The organism is Mesorhizobium sp. M0698 (assembly GCF_040320455.1).
Lineage (GTDB): Bacteria > Pseudomonadota > Alphaproteobacteria > Rhizobiales > Rhizobiaceae > Mesorhizobium.
Genome location: NZ_JAMYPQ010000030.1, coordinates 1 through 19,445 on the forward strand (window position 1 = coordinate 1; position 19,445 = coordinate 19,445).

Annotated in this window: 11 protein-coding genes and 4 pseudogenes; 8 read left to right on the plus strand and 7 right to left on the minus strand. The window is 59.0% G+C overall.

Annotated elements, in window-relative coordinates; translation table 11 throughout:
- Positions 1-180: 180 nt before the first annotated feature.
- Positions 181-765 (minus strand): hypothetical protein, encoded by a 585-nt coding sequence (locus NKI16_RS30990; protein ID WP_352924355.1) that lies wholly within the window; start codon positions 763-765, stop codon positions 181-183.
- 882 nt (positions 766-1,647) lie between these two features.
- Positions 1,648-1,935: a hypothetical protein gene (locus NKI16_RS30995; RefSeq protein WP_352924357.1), complete on the minus strand. Its 288-nt coding sequence runs from the start codon at positions 1,933-1,935 to the stop codon at positions 1,648-1,650.
- Between the two features lie 258 nt (positions 1,936-2,193).
- Between NKI16_RS30995 and NKI16_RS31000 the strand changes: the two genes are divergently transcribed.
- The 4 genes and pseudogenes from NKI16_RS31000 to NKI16_RS31015 form a co-directional block, all read left to right on the plus strand.
- Positions 2,194-2,904 carry a class I SAM-dependent DNA methyltransferase gene (locus tag NKI16_RS31000; protein WP_352924359.1) on the plus strand — a complete coding sequence of 237 codons (711 nt, stop codon included), beginning with the start codon at positions 2,194-2,196 and terminating at the stop codon, positions 2,902-2,904.
- A gap of 239 nt (positions 2,905-3,143) precedes the next feature.
- The gene (locus NKI16_RS31005) at positions 3,144-3,635 is read left to right on the plus strand and encodes a 2-oxoglutarate and iron-dependent oxygenase domain-containing protein (protein ID WP_352924361.1); all 492 of its coding nucleotides are present in this window, start codon (positions 3,144-3,146) and stop codon (positions 3,633-3,635) included.
- Positions 3,608-4,138: an isopenicillin N synthase family dioxygenase gene (locus NKI16_RS31010; RefSeq protein WP_352924363.1), complete on the plus strand. Its 531-nt coding sequence runs from the start codon at positions 3,608-3,610 to the stop codon at positions 4,136-4,138. Before NKI16_RS31005 ends, NKI16_RS31010 begins: the two co-directional genes overlap by 28 nt.
- 194 nt (positions 4,139-4,332) lie before the next feature.
- Positions 4,333-4,862, plus strand: a pseudogene (locus tag NKI16_RS31015) (ISNCY family transposase); the annotation flags it as partial.
- Positions 4,863-4,870: 8 nt separating this feature from the next.
- Here NKI16_RS31015 and NKI16_RS31020 read toward each other — a convergent pair.
- Positions 4,871-6,814, minus strand: a complete 1,944-nt coding sequence (locus NKI16_RS31020) for a DDE-type integrase/transposase/recombinase (protein ID WP_352924365.1) — start codon at positions 6,812-6,814, stop codon at positions 4,871-4,873.
- Between the two features lie 108 nt (positions 6,815-6,922).
- On the opposite strand from NKI16_RS31020, the pseudogene NKI16_RS31025 reads away from it, so the two are divergent.
- The 3 genes and pseudogenes from NKI16_RS31025 to NKI16_RS31035 form a co-directional block, all read left to right on the plus strand.
- Positions 6,923-7,399: pseudogene (locus NKI16_RS31025) on the plus strand (transposase); the annotation flags it as partial.
- A gap of 208 nt (positions 7,400-7,607) precedes the next feature.
- Positions 7,608-7,739, plus strand: a complete 132-nt coding sequence (locus NKI16_RS31030; RefSeq protein WP_352924367.1) for a hypothetical protein — start codon at positions 7,608-7,610, stop codon at positions 7,737-7,739.
- A 97-nt stretch (positions 7,740-7,836) separates the two neighbouring features.
- A pseudogene (locus NKI16_RS31035) lies at positions 7,837-8,873 on the plus strand (IS110 family RNA-guided transposase).
- Between the two features lie 585 nt (positions 8,874-9,458).
- Here the strand turns inward: NKI16_RS31035 and NKI16_RS31040 are convergent.
- Positions 9,459-10,433 carry a 3-hydroxyacyl-CoA dehydrogenase NAD-binding domain-containing protein gene (locus tag NKI16_RS31040; protein WP_352924369.1) on the minus strand — a complete coding sequence of 325 codons (975 nt, stop codon included), beginning with the start codon at positions 10,431-10,433 and terminating at the stop codon, positions 9,459-9,461.
- Positions 10,434-10,962: 529 nt separating this feature from the next.
- On the opposite strand from NKI16_RS31040, the gene NKI16_RS31045 reads away from it, so the two are divergent.
- Positions 10,963-16,734, plus strand: coding sequence for an alpha/beta fold hydrolase (locus tag NKI16_RS31045; protein WP_352924371.1), 5,772 nt, complete (start codon positions 10,963-10,965; stop codon positions 16,732-16,734).
- Positions 16,735-17,142: 408 nt separating this feature from the next.
- Here NKI16_RS31045 and NKI16_RS31050 read toward each other — a convergent pair.
- The 3 genes and pseudogenes from NKI16_RS31050 to tnpC all read right to left on the minus strand — a co-directional run.
- Positions 17,143-17,415 (minus strand): annotated as a pseudogene (locus NKI16_RS31050) (transposase); the annotation flags it as partial.
- Positions 17,416-17,488: 73 nt separating this feature from the next.
- Positions 17,489-17,722 (minus strand): hypothetical protein, encoded by a 234-nt coding sequence (locus tag NKI16_RS31055; RefSeq protein ID WP_352924373.1) that lies wholly within the window; start codon positions 17,720-17,722, stop codon positions 17,489-17,491.
- A gap of 2 nt (positions 17,723-17,724) precedes the next feature.
- Positions 17,725-19,402 (minus strand): IS66 family transposase gene (gene tnpC, locus NKI16_RS31060; protein ID WP_352924375.1). Its coding sequence is split into 2 segments (ribosomal slippage): positions 17,725-19,353 and positions 19,355-19,402, totalling 1,677 coding nucleotides; the frame shifts between segments, so codons are not numbered across the junction.
- Between the last annotated feature and the right edge of the window lie 43 nt (positions 19,403-19,445).

Consider the following 19,445-nt stretch of genomic DNA (forward strand, 5'->3'; position numbering starts at 1 on the left):
TCCGCTAAACACGGGGGCTGCGCGGCGGACACGCCGACGTCACCGCAATGCCACGCCATTTTGCAGAACTTGACGCACACAACTCAGCGGAACCCTGTCCTCGACAGCCAGACCGGGTCGATGCTGAAGGGCAGAGGCGTGAGCAGCCCAGCCAACTCGAGCGCGGAGCCTGCTCGCGCGCTAGGACGGATCTGATCCAAAAATCGGCGAGTTGGGCGATATCCGCGAGGCGCTGGAAAACGAAGATCGTAGGACTCGGGCGTGAAAAAACGATGCGGTTGCGCGCTTCTGGTGTAATGCGCCTGCCGCGAGGCCGTTGAGCCTGATGAGTTGCTGCGGGAAAGGGGAGTGTTTGCGCGGGACCTTGGTCAAACGTGAGAAACAACCGTCGAGCTCGCCGTGGATGGGGGGCATGCAGGCACGTTTGTCGCTGGAGGACAGCAGCACGGAAGCTGTCCGCGCTTGCCGTGGTCGCTGGGTACCAAACAGAAGAATTTGGCGGTCGCGATCGAATTCATCTGCGCAAACCGCCTGTGGTCGCTGCGCCGTTGCGCTCTTAACGGCGGGCGGCAATTCACGATCAGGACGACTGATCGTGTTGCAGCGGCTGATCGCAATCACGAACCGCGATGCTATCGCCTTCGACAGATTGGCCGGAAAGATCACCAGATTGGGGCCTCCGGCATGACGCAGCGACGGAATGCAAGATCTGGCTACCACGAGGCGGTCCAGGAGATCGGCAAAGCGGTTATTATCCTGAGCCATCTTCCAGAAATTCACGAAACGACAGACGAGCTGAACTTGCCGATCGAATAGTGGCCGTAGCTGTCAATCCGGTCCTCATAAGGCCGGTGATGGCGCATTTCCCCTTCTGCTCCTCGTAGAGGTCGGCAAGATGAGCCTTCATCTCGGCTGTGAAGCCAGAGATCGCCTTCGTTGCGCGTCAGGTCGTTGCCTCGATTGAACCAGGGCGTCGCTCGACCTTTTACGTCGGCCTCTGAGTCGTCTTTGGCCGCGTCAGCTTACGTAACCTCCTGATAACCGTGGGTAGTCCCCTGCGCCACGGGTCGAAATAGGCCTTGGCAAATTCGAGGGCAGGTTCTCCCTAGGGCACCGAGACCGAAGCCTGTTTTCGTTGCCTGTCATGATGACATAGATTTTGCCTGCCAAATCGCTCCCCTAAAAAATATGCATGGAGTCTTCACGACTTTACCGATGGCGTGGTGAGACTCGGTTAAGCCGACCAATCAATCCAGACATTCACGCTAATGCATCTGATACTCTTGCAGGCTACCGTCGCCGGATCTGCGACAGAACTCAGCCAACGAGTGCGATCACGACACCCGGTATTGATGCCTAGCGTCCGTCAGCAAAAGCGAGAGGAGGGAGCCGACAGATCGTCGATGGCAGCGGCAAGCCCATCAATGCGTCGACGTCGCTAGACGTGATGGCATGCACAGTCCCTCCGATTAGGCCGCCATCGCCTGGGCTGTCGGTCCGAACTGATCACTGCTGTGGTCATCAGCACGATTTGACCGCGCTCGGCTCCGGTCATGTCGAGATAGGCCCGAACCTTCGGTAGTGGTCGAGTGTCTGGGGATCGGGCGCCGCATCGCTCTTCCAATCCACAACGAGCGCGGGACGGCCTCAAACGTCAGAGTTAGCATCGGCGATTCCGGCCGCAAGGCCGCGATTTAAGGCAGGCAAGGGTCCGGACGACACAGCCCGCCAGTCCTCGACAGACAGTCCCGTCGCCGGGTCGGCGACCGGAAACCGGCGGAGGGCGCGGATGAATTCGCCGGCGCGTTCGGCAACGGCCGTCTCCGCCTCGGTTTCGCCGGTCAGTACCTCTTCCATCAGCTTGTGGAGGATCAGCCGACGCTCACGACCTCGCTGGACCCAGACTGCGGTTTCCAGTTCGCGCGTCCTGGTCATCCGCCGCTTCTTCCTGCTGCAATACGATGCCGGCGGCAACCGCATCCGACATTCTGTCAGCTTTGTCCGGTCGGCAACACAGGTGTGTTTAGCCAATCTCTTATTTTTGCCTCAGGCCAAATAGCTGAAAACAGTTGCAGAATGTTTTCTGCGCCTCGTTGGGCCAATTGGCACGAGTTTTGAAGCCCTGATTGCGCGGCACCAGCGGGTGCGGACCAGCGGACCGCCGATGACCATCTGCCCCTTCACGGAGGAACTATGATGATCACCCTCGATCAACGGACTGCACTCGAGCAAGCCGCACGAAAGCGCATCACGGATTCCCATGCTCTCGAGGGTGACGCCGACCGCTTGACCCATTTCTATCAGGGATGGGCCAGTTCCTACGATTTGGATGTGGGCCGCGATGGGTACTGCGGGCCGATGATCGTGGCGGAACTGGCAGGCGCCGCGCAGACGGCATATTTGGCTGGGCGGCGAAACGCCATCGCAATCCTGGACGCTGGCTGCGGGACAGGGCTCGTCGGCGTGGAACTAGACCGCCTCGGCTTCCGCTTGATTGACGGGTTCGATGTCTCCGAAGAGATGGCCGGAAAGGCCCGGCAAACGGGCGTTTACCGCCATGTCCGAGGCGATGTCAACCTTAACAGGCGGCTCTCCGACTACTCCAGCGCGAGCTATGACCTCACCGTCTGCTGCGGTGTCCTCACGCTCGGACATGTCCGACCGGATGGGTTGCGCGAGCTGGCTCGCGTCACCCGCCCGAACGGCTTCGTCATTGCAAGCACCCGCAAGAGCTATGCGGAGACAACATCCTTTGAAGACGAGGTGCGGCGTCTGCAGGATGAGGGCGTCCTTATACCGGCACAGTGCCTAAGCAACGGCAGATACGTCGCCGAGGAGGACGCGCACTATTGGGTCTTCCAAGTGCCCGAGAAGGTGAGCATACCAGCGGAGGAGCGATTATGAGACGACACCGCAGATCTCGCTGACGACAAACTGGCAGCCGATGCAACGCGACACGAATAGAGCTAGTGCCTACACATGCCCTGCCAGGAATTCTGGTTTATCTATATTGTTGAGCTTCGTACCACGAAAGAACGCATCGCACTAGCTATCCAAGCTCCCGGCGATTCCTCATGACTGCCAGTCAAATAGACAAATGCCCAATCCTTGCGCCGGATCGAGCGTCAAACGAAGGTGTAATCATGCCCAAAGATCTCGTAGTCAGACTGGACGACGAGCTACGCGCGAAACGCGAAAGTTTTGGCAAGATCCCTGTGGTTGATATAGCGCCGCCTCTCGATGGCTCGAATAAGCAGTGGGTGGCCAAGGAGATACGTTGGGCGTTGTCGAACACCGGGTTTATCTACGTGAAGAACCACGGGATTCCGCAGGACTTTGTTGATTCAGTGTTCGACGTGGGCCGCCAATTCTTTGATCTGCCCTGGTCGCAAAGGATGTCATTGCATATTAGAAAATCCGATTTGGCGTTACGCGGATATATCGAGCCGTTCGGGGAGAACACAGATCCGGGTAGGACGAAAGATCTCAAGGAGTGCTTTGACATCGGGCCTGAACGTTCGACATTGGAGGGTCCGTTTTTTGGCCCCAACCAATGGCCCTCAAGCCTGCCCGAGTTTCGTGCGCTCACATACGGTATCATCAACAGATGGTGGGCCTCGCCACAAAACTCTTGAAGGGGATCGCGCACAGTCTGGACCTGCCGGAAAACTATTTCGAAAACCTCATGCGGGACCCGATCAGTATTCAGCGCCTAATTCATTACCCGCCGCAGACTGGTTATGTCCCCGAAGACAGCATCGGCATTGGCGCCCACACAGATTACGGCAATCTGACTATCCTTGCACAAGACGACGTGGGTGGCCTTCAGGTCAGGAACCGAGATGGCGATTGGGTTGAAGGCACGCCGATCCACGGCACTTTCATAATCAATATTGGTGACCTAATTCAGCGGCTCACCAACGATGTCTACTTGGCGAACTTGCATCGCGTGGTGAACACCTCGGTGGGTGAGCGATACTCAATCCCCTACTTTATAGATGCTGATTTCAACGCGATCATAGAGCCATTGGCCACATGCATCACAAACAGCAACCCGCTTCGCTATAAGCCCGTCACGTGGGGCGAGCACAAATTAGATCGTTTCGCAGCAAGTTACGCTCACTTGGCCAAAACGTGATGAAAGTGTACAGGCACTTACTCACGTGGCACTCTGCCGCGCTTCATTGCGGAGAGCGTGGGCGCACTTCCCACCCCCCGCGTGCGCCACGAAGCTCACAAGGGCGCACGCGCAGTTCCGGCGCCCATTCGATCGGGGCTAGGCTTCCGGAACAAGGTCTGCCCGCAGGAGATGTTTCCGGAACCGTAGCGTTTCGGCAGGCGAAGCTCGAAGACGGCGCAGTCGTGCGGCTGGACAGCACCGTGACCTCGGCACTATGCACGAGGGGAGCGACAGCAGCCTGCTGAGGGATGCCGTGCGGGTCATGGTGCGCCTGCTGAAGCGGGCTGACGCCTTGGTCGCGGGTGCCGGCTCAGCATGGCGCAATCATTGCCGCGCAGCCAAGAAGCGGGCTCGCAAGATTCCAGTTCACGCGCGGTCGACCCAATCGGGTCCAACTCTACCGCGAGCTGATCGCAATCGCCCGTGCGACCTTGGCTTATCTGGAGCAGGCGAGCGAGCGATTGGTACTGGCGAGCACACCGTCCATCGCACTGTGGCAGCTCCAGGTTCGTCACTATCGGCCGCTGGTCGAACGCATCATCAGACAGAGCGAGCGGCGGGTATTGGCCGGCGAGCCTGTGTCAGCCGGCGAGAAGCTGGTCAGCCTGTTCGAAGAGCATGCCGACTCATCGTCAAAGGCAGCCGCGACACCGAGTATGGCCACAAGCTCAACCTGACTGTCGTGTTGCCTCACCTAATTTTGTTACCGAGTGCCTCATCAGGAATGTTACCCGCAGCCAGACGTGCGGGATTTGGCGCGACGTATGGTGTAAGGCCGCTGACCTCGCCGATAAGCCGCTGCACGGCTTGTCGGCGCCACTCTCTTACTCGCTTTTGCAACGTGTGAAGCTGTCGCAAGCTATATCGTCCGGGGTAACGGGCCTGGAACTCGACGAGAAGTTCAAGTGCTGTCTGATCTGGACGCTCTTCGAGACAACGTGCCATCTCCTCCCAATGGTCCTTAAAAATGTGGGGACGTCGACCACGCGGTTTGTCGCTGAGCCGACGGTATGTCTTGGGTCCAATGACGACACCGCGCGCGCGAGCCTCCTGACGCCACAGATTGACGCGTTGGACGAGCGTTTTGTACTGCTTGGGCGTAAATCGACCTGGAAACCGGACGCACAACTCTTCGAAGAGTTGCGTGGCGTTGATGTTGGGGAATTCTTCCAATCGGCGGCACACGATCGGCCACACCATGCGGAGCGCCTGGACCCGAGCTTGGCCAGCCTGAGCGTAGACGGGCTTCGGCTTTTCCGGTGTCTTTGCCGGTGTGACGGCTGGGACAGGTGGGCTCGCCGGCTTGAGCGTCGGGGTGGGGCTCGCAATAAGGACTTGCGTCGAGACCTTTTGTAGACTTCGTAGGTAACGCGGTTTGGCTTCTGTGGAGAACGTCGGACGGATTTCGCCCGCATGCCAGGCACTCGACAGGCTTGCTACGAACGCGGCCAGGTCGGGTGGTTCGGATGTCGTCGGCGGCGGTGTTTCGCCGTCAGCCAGGGCTGCGAGATAGGCCTGCACAGCTCGCATCTCCTCCAGAAGCTTCAGCGGATCGAGGTCGGCGGCGATCTCGCGCAGCTTGCTCTTGGCAGCCAACGGGATGCCCTCCGCCTGCAGGAGACGCTCACAGGGCGTCTGCGGCGGATGATAGCGCTTGGCCACCTTCGCTCCGTCGCGCTGCTTGGCAGCCAGCTTGAACGAGGGCTGGAAGAAGTTCACAAACAGCCGGGATGCCCCGTAAAGGCGCGTGATCGCTCTGGCCGCCGCCAAGCCTTCAAAGCGCCGATAACCCAGGAGCTTCCGTACAACGGCGCCATTTTTCTGCTCTATCCACGCTTGGTCGTTCTTACGGTAAGGCCGCGAGCGAGTGAGTTCGATGCCGTGACCAAGGCAATATTCGATCAGCCTGTTGTTGACGAACTCGCTGCCATTATCCACATCCAGCGCTCTCAGGGCAAAGGGCAAGCCCATGCGGATGCGATCGAGTGTCTCGACCACGAGGGTGCCTTCTCGGACCACGATGGGCGCGGCCTCCGTCCATCCGCTCGCGATATCGGTCAGAACCAGGCTGTGAACATAGCTGCTGCGGTTGGCCTCTCCGCAATGAGCAACCAGGTCCATTTCCATGCTGCCGGGAAGCGGCTCGTTCCAGTCAGCAAAGGTGCGCATTTTGATGCGCCGCCGGGGCTCTGGCAAAACCCTTGGCTTCTTTTTCGTACGCATGGTGCGCCTCGGCATTTGGAGCAAGCGGTCGATCGTCGCGGCGCTCATCGACAGGATCTTGTGGCGTATCTCCTCCTCGAGCTTCAAATGATCGTTGCGTTCCAGCGCCGGCAATAGAATGGGCAGCGGTGCCTTAAGGCGCTTGCCGCAGACTCGATCTGAAGCTTCCCACAGCACAATCAACGCGCCCCGAGCGGCCTCGTCATAGAGCGACGGGCGTTGACGGGTCTGCCGGCTCCTCGGCTGCGGCGGGCTGTTCAGGACACGGATTGCGGACTTTTCATGATACCCCGTCGCCGCGATGAACTCCTCCAAGATCCTGCGCTTGTCCTTGTTCGCCGCGGCCGCATAGCGAACCCTGACCGCATTGGCGAGTTCCATGCGAATAGCATGCGTCATCTTCGTCGTCATGATGCCTCCCTCGTGGTGAGAGCATCATGGCGGTATTCGCCTTCACGGGTAACATTTTAGGTGAGGCAACAAGCCGCGCGGTAACATTTTCCTTGAGGCAACGCGACACAAGGCAAGGAGGCCAAGCTCTGCTTCATGGGACATCGGCTGATGGAGAACCGCCACGGCCTGCTGGTCGATGCTTGCCTGACACTCGCCGACGGGCATGCCGAGCGGGTAGCGGCACTGCACATGGTCGAGCCTTGCGCCGACCGACCGCAGGCGATCACGCTCGGTGCCGACAAGGCCTACGATGCGGAGGACTTCGTCAACGAGTTGCGCTCGATGAGGGTGACGCCGCATGTGGCGCAGAACACCAGCGGCCGTAGTTCGGCCATCGACGGGCGCACCACCCGCCATAGCGGCTATGCTGTCAGTCAGCGTATTCGCAAGCGCATTGAAGAGGCGTTCGGCTGGATCAAGACGGTCGCCGGTCAACGCCAAACCAAGTTCCGCGGCCGCGACCGCGTCGGATGGGCCTTCACCTTCAGCGCCGCCGCCTACAATCTCGTGCGGGTGCCGAAGCTGCTGGCGGGGCCGACATGATCGCGCCTGCGGGCTGTCAACTGATCGGCCGCTGGCGGATCATCGAAGCTGACCTGTGGGATCGCGGCTATCTCGACCTCGGCGGACCCGCCACGATCACCATCGGGGCCGACAACCAGGTGAGATCGCCTTTGGCGCCCTGCAAGCTGGCCTCGATCTCGGGTACAGCCCCTCAATGGTCTTCTTCACATGGGCTGGCTTCGATGAGATGGACGAAGTCACCGGCGGCGGATCCGCCGAATTGCTCGACGACGGCTCGATCGACATCACCTTCGCCTATCACAACGGCGACGAGGCTATCCTCAAGGCCAAACGTGATCCTTCTCAACAGATGGGGTGATTGGGGTCTCGCCCGAGCCAAATTGAGGGCGGCTGCTCCTGTCGAGATGTGAGAACGTGGTCGATGTAGATCGCCACAAACATCAGGAGGAGCAGCCATGAAGTATTTTGCCGGACTTGACGTGTCTTTGGAAGAGACCGCGATCTGTGTGGTCGACGAGAGCGGCCGGATCGTGAACGAAGGGCGGGCGGCGAGTGAGCCGAGGGCGCTTTATGAAGCCTTGCGGAAAATCGATCTGCCGCTGGAGCGCATCGGGCTCGAAGCCTGTTCGCTGACAGCCTGGCTTTGTGACGGTATTCGCGCCGAACGATTGCCGGCGATCTGCATCGAGACCCGGCAGGCCAACGCGGCGATGAAAACGATGCCGAACAAAACCGATCGCAACGACGCCCGCGCCTTGGCGCAGATCATGCGCACCGGCTGGTATCGGCAGGTGCATGTGAAGAGCCAGCAGTGTCGCTCTGGCGATCCCTCCTCGTTGCGCGACGCACGGTCCTCAATGAAATGCGGACGATCGAAAATGTCGTCAGGGCGATTCTGCGGGAGGCCGGCATCAAGCTCGGCACTCCAGGCCGCGCAGCTTTCGCCCATCGCGTGCGCGAACTGATTGGCGCAGATACGGTCATCATGGCGCTTGTCGAGCCGCTTCTGGCGATCGTGGCAATGATGTTGCGCGAGTTCGGGCGACTGACAAAGCAGGTCTTCAATATCGCCCGCAAGGAGCAAGTCTGCCGGCGCCTCATGTCCGTGCCCGGTGTGGGACCCATCACCGCGCTCGCCTTTCGTGCCACGGTCGATCAGCCGGACCGCTTTCGCCGATCGAGGGATGTCGGAGCGCATTTGGGTCTGACCCCGGCACGCTATCAATCTGGCGAGACGGACATTCAGGGCAAGGTAAGCCGATGCGGTGACGAGCTCGCCCGCACGGCCTCTATGAGGCGGCTCATTCGCTGCTTGTGCTCAGCAAGAAATGGTCGAGCCTCAGAGCGTGGGGTATGAACGTCGCCCAAGCGGCGCGGTATGGCCCGAGCCCGAGTTGCTGTTGCCCGCAAGCTCGCTGTCATCCTGCATCGCATGTGGAGCGATGCGACAGAATTCCGCTTCGGCAAGGCACCCGGCCCCGTATCGGCATGAAATACGGGATAACGGACCAACGAAGGAGGAGTTGATTCCGCCCGAAGGGGCGTGATCCGGATCGTTCCCGTGGGGACGATGGGCAAGGCGATCTCGTTAGCAGGCACGATCCTGGGACGAACTCTCCCAAGGTCGTTCAACAGATTGAGAGGCCTCGCTCTACTGACCCCATCATGCGGCGGCTTAACGTCGACCGCGAAGAGAAGCGAGTGACCCGCGGGGCGACATGGTCCGGAAAAATATCAGGAGGAGCTTGACCTCAACGACCCCAATCAGAGAAGCCTGCTAGTGGCTCGCCCGAAAAGCTGATGTCATGCCCCAAGGCCGAGCAAATAGTAGCCTCTAAAGTCGCGAGCGTCGTCATAGGTAAACAAGCCCTTGTTCTGGAAAATGTAAAGCTGCTTTGCAGGCTTGTCAGCGCTGGCCAGAAATCGAACCGACGTGACACATGGCGCACCGGAGCGCCTGGCCGAAGGTCTGAATATCCGCAGAAATGTCTGCTTCCAGGCACCGGGACGAGGCCAATCCTTCATCTTTCACCTCTCAGCCCATCCAGCGCGTGGGACGTCTTGACCTAAGTCACATTTAGGCACCTTTAAGGCTCTCTTTTGCTCGCTGCAATGCACCTCGAATGGCCACCACCCCGGCATTTCGCAATTCCATAAGCCCGGCTTGGCCATTGGCGCCAATACCTTTTGCCACTTGTTCGGCATATGCTCGCATCAATTGCCGATCTGGCTGGAAATCTGGTGGCGCTAGGTACCCCCTCTCCATCTCATCAGTGAGGCCTTCTATGAAGCCGCCATAAAGGGTGGAGTCTCGCGCCCCAAGAAACAATACAGATGATGGACCCATAACAGCCCATCTTATGGCTGGACCAGAAGCAATGGCTGTGTCGATCGCTTGAAGGTCAGCTACTCCTTGAGACATCAAGTAAAGAATTTCTCTCAAAACCGCGTACTGAATTCTAGCACCAATATAACCGGCGATCTCCCGGTCAAGCGAGACCACTTCGCATCCTGTCGATCTATAAAAAAGGGACGCCGCGGCAGCTGCCTGAGAGGCGACGTCGCCACCGGAAATCTCTACAAGAGGCACGAGATATGGTGGATTAAAGGGATGACCGACCAGAATACGCTCCGGATGCCGGGCTCGACTTCTTAAATCAGCGGCTAGGAAACCTGAAGAACTCGAAGCGATGACAACATTGGGCGCCGTGAGGGCATCGATTTCTCCAATTAGTTTGATCTTCGCGTCGAACTTTTCGGTCGCACTTTCTTGAACGAAGTCCGCATCCTTAAGGGCTTCCTTCATGTCGGTTGTAAAGTGAATACGTGAGGGCGAAGCGTCCGGTGCCATTCCCAGATCGGCAAGTCGCGGCATTGCTTTGGCTAAATATTCCTTCAGAAAAATCTCCCGCTCGGCCGCTGGACTATACACCGCCACATCCAAGCCCGCCCGCATAAAATGCGCGGCCCAACCGGCCCCAATCAGGCCACCTCCAATGCAAGTGACCCTGGCGATCCGGTTCGCAGCGCCTGGTGTTTTTTGCTCAGTCATTTATCTCTCCAGCATCAAGGTTGCCTCGCAAATGCCGCGCCCTCTTTCAGGCAAGCGTCATCCGGACCATCGCCTCGTTTTCCAACGACTTATCGCCTTCGATGCCGCAGATGACGATCCGCGCCCACTCGGCCGGATGAGCCCAAGTAAATCATCTCGAAGAATTCGCGAGTCTGCGGTCACGACAGCGAGTTTCGTCGTCGGCGGCAAGAGCCGCGTCAGCGTGAGCCCGCGTCTCGATAAGGTGGGCGCGCTCGTATCAAATGTCAAATGGAGAAACTAGATCGTCGTGTAAATTTATTATACTATAAATTAGTTTAACAAACATTAAATGAAATTTAACAAAGATGTCCTTTCTATATTTCCTAATCGCTGTTATGTTGGGGCCTCCGGTAAGTTAGCCAGAATAGGAAACTTTCTAATGCGACAAGTCTCTGGAGAGAGATATACATAGGTTGAATGTCGTCATAAATAACGCCCGCTTAGATATGTTGATTTCAGGCGGAATATCGGTGGAGTGGTTTGAGATATGGAACAAATTCATGGTAAAGCCAAGGCACTGCTTAGCGTCGTGAAGAATTCACTCGAGCCATCTTATCGGATATTTTGCTTCCCGCATGGGGGTGGGAGCGTCCAGTCATTCCGTAACTGGCCGGACTATCTCCCCGACGACGTTGAGCTAATTTGCTTGGATCTTCCCGGGCGCGGCAAACGATCAGCGGAGCCCGCCATTCGCAGCATGGACGTACTGGTACCCATGGTCATCGAGGCGCTCCAGGCATTCAGCGACAGGCCTTTTGTTTTCTTCGGTCATAGCGCAGGTGCTCTCGTGGCGTACGAGATTGCCCGCTCCCTGGAGGAGGCCGGTCGGCCATCTCCCTTTCATGTTGTCGTGTCTGCTCACCCGTCTGCGGATTTGCCCCCGGAACAACCGCCGATGTATAGATACGCAGATGATGAGTTGACCGATCTGGTCCGGACCCAGGGCATGGTCCCGATGGAGGCGCTGGCAAACGAGAAACTGCTACTGGAATTCATTTTGCCGCCCTTGCGAGCCGATCTCGAACTTGTGGAGACTTACGACCGAAACCTGCCAACGCCTCTCAAGGCGGCAATCACCGCTATGGGGGGAGTTCAAGATGAAACGATCAATGCCAATGACCTAGAGGAATGGCGTCGGCTTACAACGTCGCGATACGCCCGGATTATGTTTGATAGCGATCACTTTTACACCCATTCCATGACAGAGGAGGTGGTGTATAGCCTCCTGCGCGAAGTTGGCGAGGCGGAGGGACAACTTCCAGCTTCCATCCAACACGGCGAGGTCTGCCCTTATACTGATCTAACGCTGCATGAGCAATTCCGCAAACAAGCGACCCTCACCCCCGACAGTCCTGCCATCGTATCAGAGGCTGCGACCATCACATTTCGTGAACTCGACGACCTTAGCGAGATTCTATCCAGGCACCTGCTCGGATATAGTCAGAGCCGAGGTTCTCGCGTGGGTATCCTGATGGACACTTCACCTGAATTCGCTGTGGCGTTGTTCGGCATTCTTAAGACAGGGGCTGCCTGCGTCGTGCTTGACAAAGCGCAGCCCATGGTTGCGTTACGACGGATACTTGAGAAGGCAAGTATTGAAATCGTTGTCACCAACAACCGTTTCGCACCTAAGCTTCCGCCTGACTGGTCTGGTATTGCGCTGTCGCTCGAGGAGGGCTGGGAAACAAAACTCGGCAAGGCCAGTCCGGCCAATCCCCAAGCGGTGGATCTCGATGCGCCGGCCCTGATTGGATTTTCGTCTGGCACGACTGGCGAACCAAAAGGGGCCGTCTGTCCTCACCGAAGCGCTGTATCCGCTTACCAGTGGCGCTATTGCGCGCTGCCATATGCGCCTGATGAGCACGAGGCGGTCAATCTCTTCTTGGTAGGGGAGATAATGCGCCCAATCCTCGCCGGGATTCCGGCCTATCTGATCCCTGACGACGTCATCTACGATCCGCACCAGCTAGTCGACTACCTGGAACGAAATCGAATTTCGAGAATATTGTTAACCCCTTCACTGTTGGATGTGCTTCTCAGCAGCGGCTTGCTCGACGTCCCCTCTCGCCTTCCGGATCTCCGATTCATTTACCTCTCAGGCGAGGTACTAACAGCAGCGTTGCTTGCGAGTGTGAGGGATGCGCTGCCGCACGTCAGAATCATCAATCACTACGGCGCAACGGAGGCACATGATGTCACACATGTTGATTTGAGCGAGATCGATCTTGCGAAAATACAAAAGGTCGCGCCGGTCGGTCCGCCTCAGTACAATGTCAGTGTCTATATCCTCGGGGAGCAACGCGATCCCGTCCCACTGGGCTTCTTGGGCGAGATCTTCGTCGGCGGCGATGTCTTGGCGCATGGATATCTCGACAGCCCGGAGATGACACGAGAAAGGTTCTTTCCCGACCCGTTCCGAGCTGGTGGCACGATGTTCCGCACTGGCGATCTCGGTCGCATGCTGCCAGGTGGCCACTTGGAAATTGTCGGGCGCTGCGCTTTCATGGTGAAGATCCGAGGTTACAGCATCGTCCCCGGGTCTGTAGAAGCGGCTTTGCTTCGGCACTCCGAGGTCTGCTCCGCCGCCGTCTTGCCTGAGCTCGATCCCACGACAGGCCAGCCGGACCGACTAGTCGCCTATGTAGTCTTGCGCAATGTGGCAAAGGGCTGGGAGGCTGCATTGCGCGCGCATTTGAAGTCTGAGGTGCCGCACTACGCTATGCCGTCGAACTTTGTCGCGGTGAAGGAATTGCCCATAGCAGCCAACGGCAAGCTTGATCGGTCGCGCCTTCGGGACCTCGCGAAAGAGACGCACACTCCAGTGACAGACAGCGATTCAGTGGCTGACGCCGACGAAGTCGAACCGGCGCTTCGCGCAGCTTGGCGCGACCTTCTCCAGGCTGAGGCTGCCGATCCGGGCGACAACTTTTTCGACTGCGGCGGACACTCCCTCCTGGCTGCGCGTCTCTGTACGCAGCTTCGCAAAAGTCTGAAGGTGGAGCTCCGCGTAGTGGAGGTTTTCCTCAATCCGAGTTTTGAAGAACTCGCGGCTCTTCTCCGCAAACGCATCGGCGAGCAGGGACGTCCCCAAAGCGGCAAGCTCCCCAAAACACCGCCAGTCTTGCCGGGTAGGCCGCATGTGAAGGCGTTGGACCGACGGCGCAGCCCCGGGATGGACATTGCGGTGATTGGTATGGTCGCGCGTTTTCCTGGCGCGGAGACGGTAGACGCGCTGTGGGAGAACCTCTGCCATGGGGTGTGCTCGATCACCTCGCTCTCCGAGCAGGAACTCAAGGCCCGGGGTATTCCGGAGGCTGTCCTGAAGCGCCCCGATTATATGCGTGTGGGCGCCCATCTCAACGATGTGGACCTTTTCGATCCGGATTTCTGGAACCTTTCGAGGCGTGAGGCAGCGCTAATGGACCCGCAGCATCGCCTGTTTCTCGAATGCTGCTGGAAGGCACTCGAGTCGGCCGGATATGCGCCAACCCAGCATGAAGGCCGGACCGGCGTGTTCGCAGGTTCTTCTCTCCCACTCTATCTACTGCACCATTTGAAGGGCGGCGGCCTCATCGATCCCACCAACGCGCCACTCGCGTTCCTGACGGAGCTCGGCAACGAGCCGGACTACCTTGCCTCGCGCGTCTCCTACATGCTGAACCTCAACGGACCAAGCATTGCTGTGCAAACCTCATGCTCAACTGGTTTAGTGGCGATAGCGGTCGCCGCTCAGTCACTCGCGGCCGGCTATTGCGACATGGCGCTGGCAGGTGGCTCCAGTATCACCTTTCCTCAAGCGGGGTATCAGTTTGTCAAGGACTACATCAATTCTTCGGACGGTGTATGCCGAGCATTCGATGCCGATGCCAGTGGCACGGTGCTCGGAGATGGGGTGGGGGTTGTCGTTCTCAAGCGCCTTGAAGACGCGCTTGAGGCGAACGACCCGATCCAGGCGGTGGTAAAAGGATGTGCCATTAACAACGACGGCCGCGCCAAATCGTCCTTCTCGGCGCCTAGCGCGCGAGGCCAGGCCGAAGTTGTGCGTCAAGCACTTGCCTCCGCGGCACTCGGCCCTGAAAATGTGGAATACATCGAAACTCATGGGACAGGCACCAAGGTCGGCGACCCGATCGAGGTTCGCGCTCTGGGAGAGGTCTTCGCGGGGGTAGAGAAAACGGGCAACGCCTGTGCGCTTGGGTCAATTAAACCGAATATCGGCCATGCCAACATCGCCTCAGGGGTTGCGAGCTTTATCAAGACAGTTCTCACCCTTCAGCACGGAGTAATCCCCGCGACAATCAATATCAACCGGCTGAACGAAGAGCTCGGTTTGGAAGACACGCCCTTCTTCATCAATGAGCAGCTTAGGCCTTGGCCCCGTCCGCCGGGACGCTTGCGAACTGCCGGAGTCACTGGGCTCGGTATGGGCGGAACCAACTGCCATGTCGTGCTGCAGGAATGGGACAGGGACAATGCAAGGGCTTGGCCCGGATCGGTCGCACGGGGATCTCACGCCCTTTGCCTATCTGCAAAGACCCCGCCGGCGCTAAGCCAGGCCTGCCGGAATCTAGCCGCGTTCCTACGGCGTAATCGCGATATCGATCTTGGTGACGTCGCTCACACACTACACGTCGCGAGATGCCAGTTCGAGCATCGAACTGTCGTTGTGGCGCGCAACTTGGATATGGCCATCAAGAGACTAGAAGAAGAGGGCGATCGAGCGGCTGATCGAATTCTCTCCTCGCCTTCGATTGCGTTCATGCTGCCGGGCGGCGGAGTGCAGCACGTAGGGATGTTCAAGGACCTATTTGATCACGTGCCGGATTTTCGTGAGACGTTCTTGACTTGTGCCACCACCAGTCGCCAGCTCCTCGATCGTGATCTGGAGTTGCTCGTCTTCGGGGGAAACGATGCATACGCGACCGCTTCCTTTGAAGAAATAAACGTCATGATCTTCTCCGTGCAGTATGCCATGGCACGTTTGCTACAAGCTTGTGGCGTGCGTCCCAACTATCTTGTTGGACACAGCATGAGCGAATACGTCGTGGCCACCTTGGCGGGCATTCTGAAACTGGAAGATGCTATAGGGCTAATGGTCGTTCGTAGTCGCGCGATGGCGAATCTCGGTGTCGACGGTGCTATGCTTGCGGCCAAATGCAGCCCGGACGAGGCTGAGCACATTCTTAAGAAGGACATTTGGCGAGACCGAGCTGAAGCTGGCGAGATCAACGTCGGCGTCGTGAACTCAAAGACGAGTGTTGTGTTCACTGGTAAACGGGAACTGCTTGAACGGCTTCAGCAGGAGTTCGAACAAGCAGAGATTCCCAACCATGCCCTTAACACAGCTGGCATCCCCAGCCATTCCCCGCTGATGAAACCGGCTGCTGATATCATCGATGCGCAGGTCCGCACTCTCGAGACGCGAGTTCCAGATCTGCCCATCGCTCTGAATTCAGGAGGATATCTGCACCGGGCGAAAGTGCCCTTGGCAGAGACCTACTGGAGTAGGCAAGCAATCGGGACGATCCGATTCGATCGCTCTCTCGCAGCCATCATAGCGGCCGGTGCAACTGCGCTCGTTGAGCTTGGGCCATCGTGCAATCTGGGACGTTTCGCACGTGAAGTGATCAGTCCAGAGGATCGTAGGACCAGAATTCCAGCGATTATACCAGCCGCGCGCGACAGGAACGACGAGGAGTTCACCGACCGCCATGTCCTTCTGGAATGCCTCGGGGATCTCTGGGCCTTGGGTGTTCCGGTAGACTGGAAGCGAGCCAATGATCAATTGGAACCGTCCGGTACTCGCCGTCGCATTCCCCTTCCAACGTACTCATTCGACGGTCACCGATGCTGGCCGGACGATCAGCCTGCGGGCCCGACACTTCCGCGGCAACCCGGGGAGCGAGAACGGCAAAGGGAGGAAGTGTTCACGACGCCAGACAAGCAGTCAGAAGAAGAGAAAAGATCTCTGCGAAAAGAAGAAGAAGTCGAAATAGGGAAGTACAAAATGTTGACTAACGGTGATCCGAGGAGCGTTTTCCTTGATGAGATCAAGACTCTTATCGGCACAAAAGATCTAGGCTGGGAAGATAACTTCTTTGATGTTGGGGGGGACAGCCTTATCGCAGCAGAACTCCAATCTTGTTTGGCGAAAAGCGACCGGTGGAGGTCGCCGCAATTGGATGAGATAATTAAGGCGGCTACGTTCGGCGACCTGTATGACCGAATTTCCAGAAATAACGATCACCAGTCGAAATGACCGCGAAGAGCTGGAGTAGGCTATGTCACGGTCCCGGGTTGGCCCCTTGTGTATTATTCGGGACGCAGATTCATGGTAGGCGTGCAACGGTCAGGGGCGAGCGGTCAGTTGGAGTGGCATCGGCCCGTCCGCATAGAGTTCAACTCCGTCTGACCAAATGTAATCGCCGGTGAGATTGATGCGATCCTAGCGGCGTTCGTGTACGAATCATTTAGCGATCTTGGTGTAGGCGAGCTGCAGTCTCAATAGCCGGTTGCCGCAGCGATGCCTTCAAGCACAATTCTTCCCGCCGCCATCGTATAGGAAAGATGAAATTCAAGGTGACGAACCGGCCGGAATATTAGGCGGGCTACGCGAACGCGGCAGCGAACCCTGTGGCAGCGCACGCCCTGCGACGGAGCATTTCCATTAAAGCGAGTAGGCCGGCAGCGGCAGCAGCCAGGCACCGCGCTGGCGCACCGGTTCGGCCACACGCTCGCTCTTGTGGAAGGCAACATTGTCGAGGATGACGACGTCGCCCGGTTTGAGTTCGGGTGCGAGCTGGGTCTCGACATAGAGTTCGAAGCGCGGCTTGTTCATCGGCGCGTCGACGATCCAAGCCGCGATCATGGCGTGGCATCTCAAGCCGGCGATGAAGGTCTGCGTCTTCCAGCCGCCGAACGGCGCGGATGTTTCATAGCGTTGGCCCTTGGGTACCTATCCGGTGAAGACCGCAGACGTGTATCCGGCGGCCATGAGCACCGCGGTGCTGGGGTCAAGCTTTCGATGGGGAGACGCGATGATATTCTTCGAGGAGGAGTTTGACCTCCTCGATGCCTTGATCGGTGAAGGCCAAGATTCCGTGGTCATCCTTGGCGCCGTACACCCAGATGACGCCGTCCTCGGGCTCGAGACCGAGGGTCAGGTCCTGGATGAGCGCTTCGCTGACGCCGAGGTCCCTGGCGACACGTTCGACGGTATAGACGTGATGCACCTTATTGCGCTGCATGATCAGGCCGCCGCTGGTTGGGTCCGCAGTTTTGCGGATCTCCAATTCCACGGCAGCAAATCATCGATCCGATGTGCCGGATAGGCGGGCAGTCGGGCGAGGACGTCGGCGAGCCAGGCCTGAGGGTCGACGTCATTCAACTTGGCGCTGACGATCAGGCTGTAGAGAACGGCAGCGCGCTGTCCGCCGCGATCGGAACCGCAGAACAGCCAGGACTTTCTGCCGAGAGCGATGCCGCGCAGGGCTCGTTCGGCTGCATTGTTCGATAGGCAGATCCGCCCGTCGTCGAGGAACCGGGCGAAGGATGACCAGCGGCGCAGCATGTAGTTGAAGGCCTTGGTCAGATCGTGTCCGCGCGAGAGCTTGTCGCGCGTCTTGATCATCCAGCGCTCGAGTTCGGTGACCAGCGGCGCGCTCCGCTCCTGGCGCACGGCGTGGCGTTGGGCCGGCGACAGGCCGTTGATCTCGCGCTCGATATCGAACAGGGCATCGATGCGCTTCACGGCTTCGACCGCCAGCGGATAGACCAGGTTGGGCTTCTCGCCGTGCGCCTTCTTGCGCGCCGCCGCTTCGACATCGGCCAGCTCGAACACTTTGCGCCGGCTGTGGGCCCAGCAGCTGGCCTCCAGAATAGGCGCCGGCTGACGACCCGTCGCATAGAGATCGCCATAACCACCAAAGGCATCGGCCTGCAGAATGCCGCTCCAGCCGGCGAGATGCGCCGCGGGATGTTCGCCTCGGCGATCGCGGGAATAGTAGAACACTGCCGCCGGCGGATCGGCGCCGCCGAACGGTCGGTCATCGCGCACATAGGTCCATAATCGGCCGGTATCGGTCTTGCCCTTGGCCAGGACCGGCACCGTCGTGTCGTCGCCGTGCAGACGCGAAGCGGCCAGCACATGGGCTTCGAGCTGCTTGAACAGCGGCATCAGCGCCGCGGCGCCGGCGCCGACCTGGTCGGCCAGCGTCGACAGGCTGAGCGGCACGCCTTCGCGGGCATAGCGTTCGGCCTGGCGGTTAAGCGGCTGATGCTGGCCGAACTTCTCGAACAGGATCATCGCCAGCAGGCCGGGACCGGCCCAGCCGCGCGGGGTGGCGTGGAACGGCGCCGGAGCCTGGCTGATCGCCTCGCAGTCGCGGCAGGTGAACTTCTCCCGCACGTGTTGGATCACCTTCCATTGCCGCGGCACCACCTCCAGCGTCTCGGTGATACCCTCACCCAGCCTGCGCAGCCGATGACCGCCGCAGCAGTGGCAAGCGGTCGGCGCCGGCTCGACCACGCGTTCGCGCGGCAGGTGCTCGGGAAATGGCTGGCGCGCCGGTCGCTTGCGCACATAAGGCGCCACCTCGGTGGTCCGGGCCGCGGCCTGTTCGGCGGCGATCTCGTCTTCCGTTGCCGTGCTCTCGAGTTCCTCGAAGGTGAGCTCCATCTGGTCGTGCAGACGGGCTGAGCGTTCAGAACTCTGACCATGCAGCGCCCGCTGCAGCTTCCGGATCGTCAGATCCTGATGTGCGATCAGCGCCGCATTATCCGATGCCTTGGCCCTGGCGACCGCCAGTTCGGCCTCGACCAGCGCAGCGCGCGCGGCCTCGTCTTCGGCTCTGGCCAGCGCCGCGGTCAGCGCTGCTCTCCAGCGCGCCGATATCGTCCGGAACAGCATCCAGGGCGGTGGCAACCATGCCCTAGAGTGAATTATAAAACGCGTGCGCTGACTCGCGGAAA

Bases quoted from the DNA above. Each gene is read 5' to 3' on its own strand.
- NKI16_RS30990 (WP_352924355.1), bottom strand. From the start codon at position 765: ATGGCTCAGGATAATAACCGCTTTGCCGATCTCCTGGACCGCCTCGTG.
- NKI16_RS30995 (WP_352924357.1), bottom strand. From the start codon at position 1,935: ATGACCAGGACGCGCGAACTGGAAACCGCAGTCTGGGTCCAGCGAGGT.
- NKI16_RS31000 (WP_352924359.1), top strand. From the start codon at position 2,194: ATGATGATCACCCTCGATCAACGGACTGCACTCGAGCAAGCCGCACGA.
- NKI16_RS31005 (WP_352924361.1), top strand. From the start codon at position 3,144: ATGCCCAAAGATCTCGTAGTCAGACTGGACGACGAGCTACGCGCGAAA.
- NKI16_RS31010 (WP_352924363.1), top strand. From the start codon at position 3,608: ATGGTGGGCCTCGCCACAAAACTCTTGAAGGGGATCGCGCACAGTCTG.
- NKI16_RS31020 (WP_352924365.1), bottom strand. From the start codon at position 6,814: ATGACGACGAAGATGACGCATGCTATTCGCATGGAACTCGCCAATGCG.
- NKI16_RS31030 (WP_352924367.1), top strand. From the start codon at position 7,608: ATGGACGAAGTCACCGGCGGCGGATCCGCCGAATTGCTCGACGACGGC.
- NKI16_RS31040 (WP_352924369.1), bottom strand. From the start codon at position 10,433: ATGACTGAGCAAAAAACACCAGGCGCTGCGAACCGGATCGCCAGGGTC.
- NKI16_RS31045 (WP_352924371.1), top strand. From the start codon at position 10,963: ATGGAACAAATTCATGGTAAAGCCAAGGCACTGCTTAGCGTCGTGAAG.
- NKI16_RS31055 (WP_352924373.1), bottom strand. From the start codon at position 17,722: ATGCAGCGCAATAAGGTGCATCACGTCTATACCGTCGAACGTGTCGCC.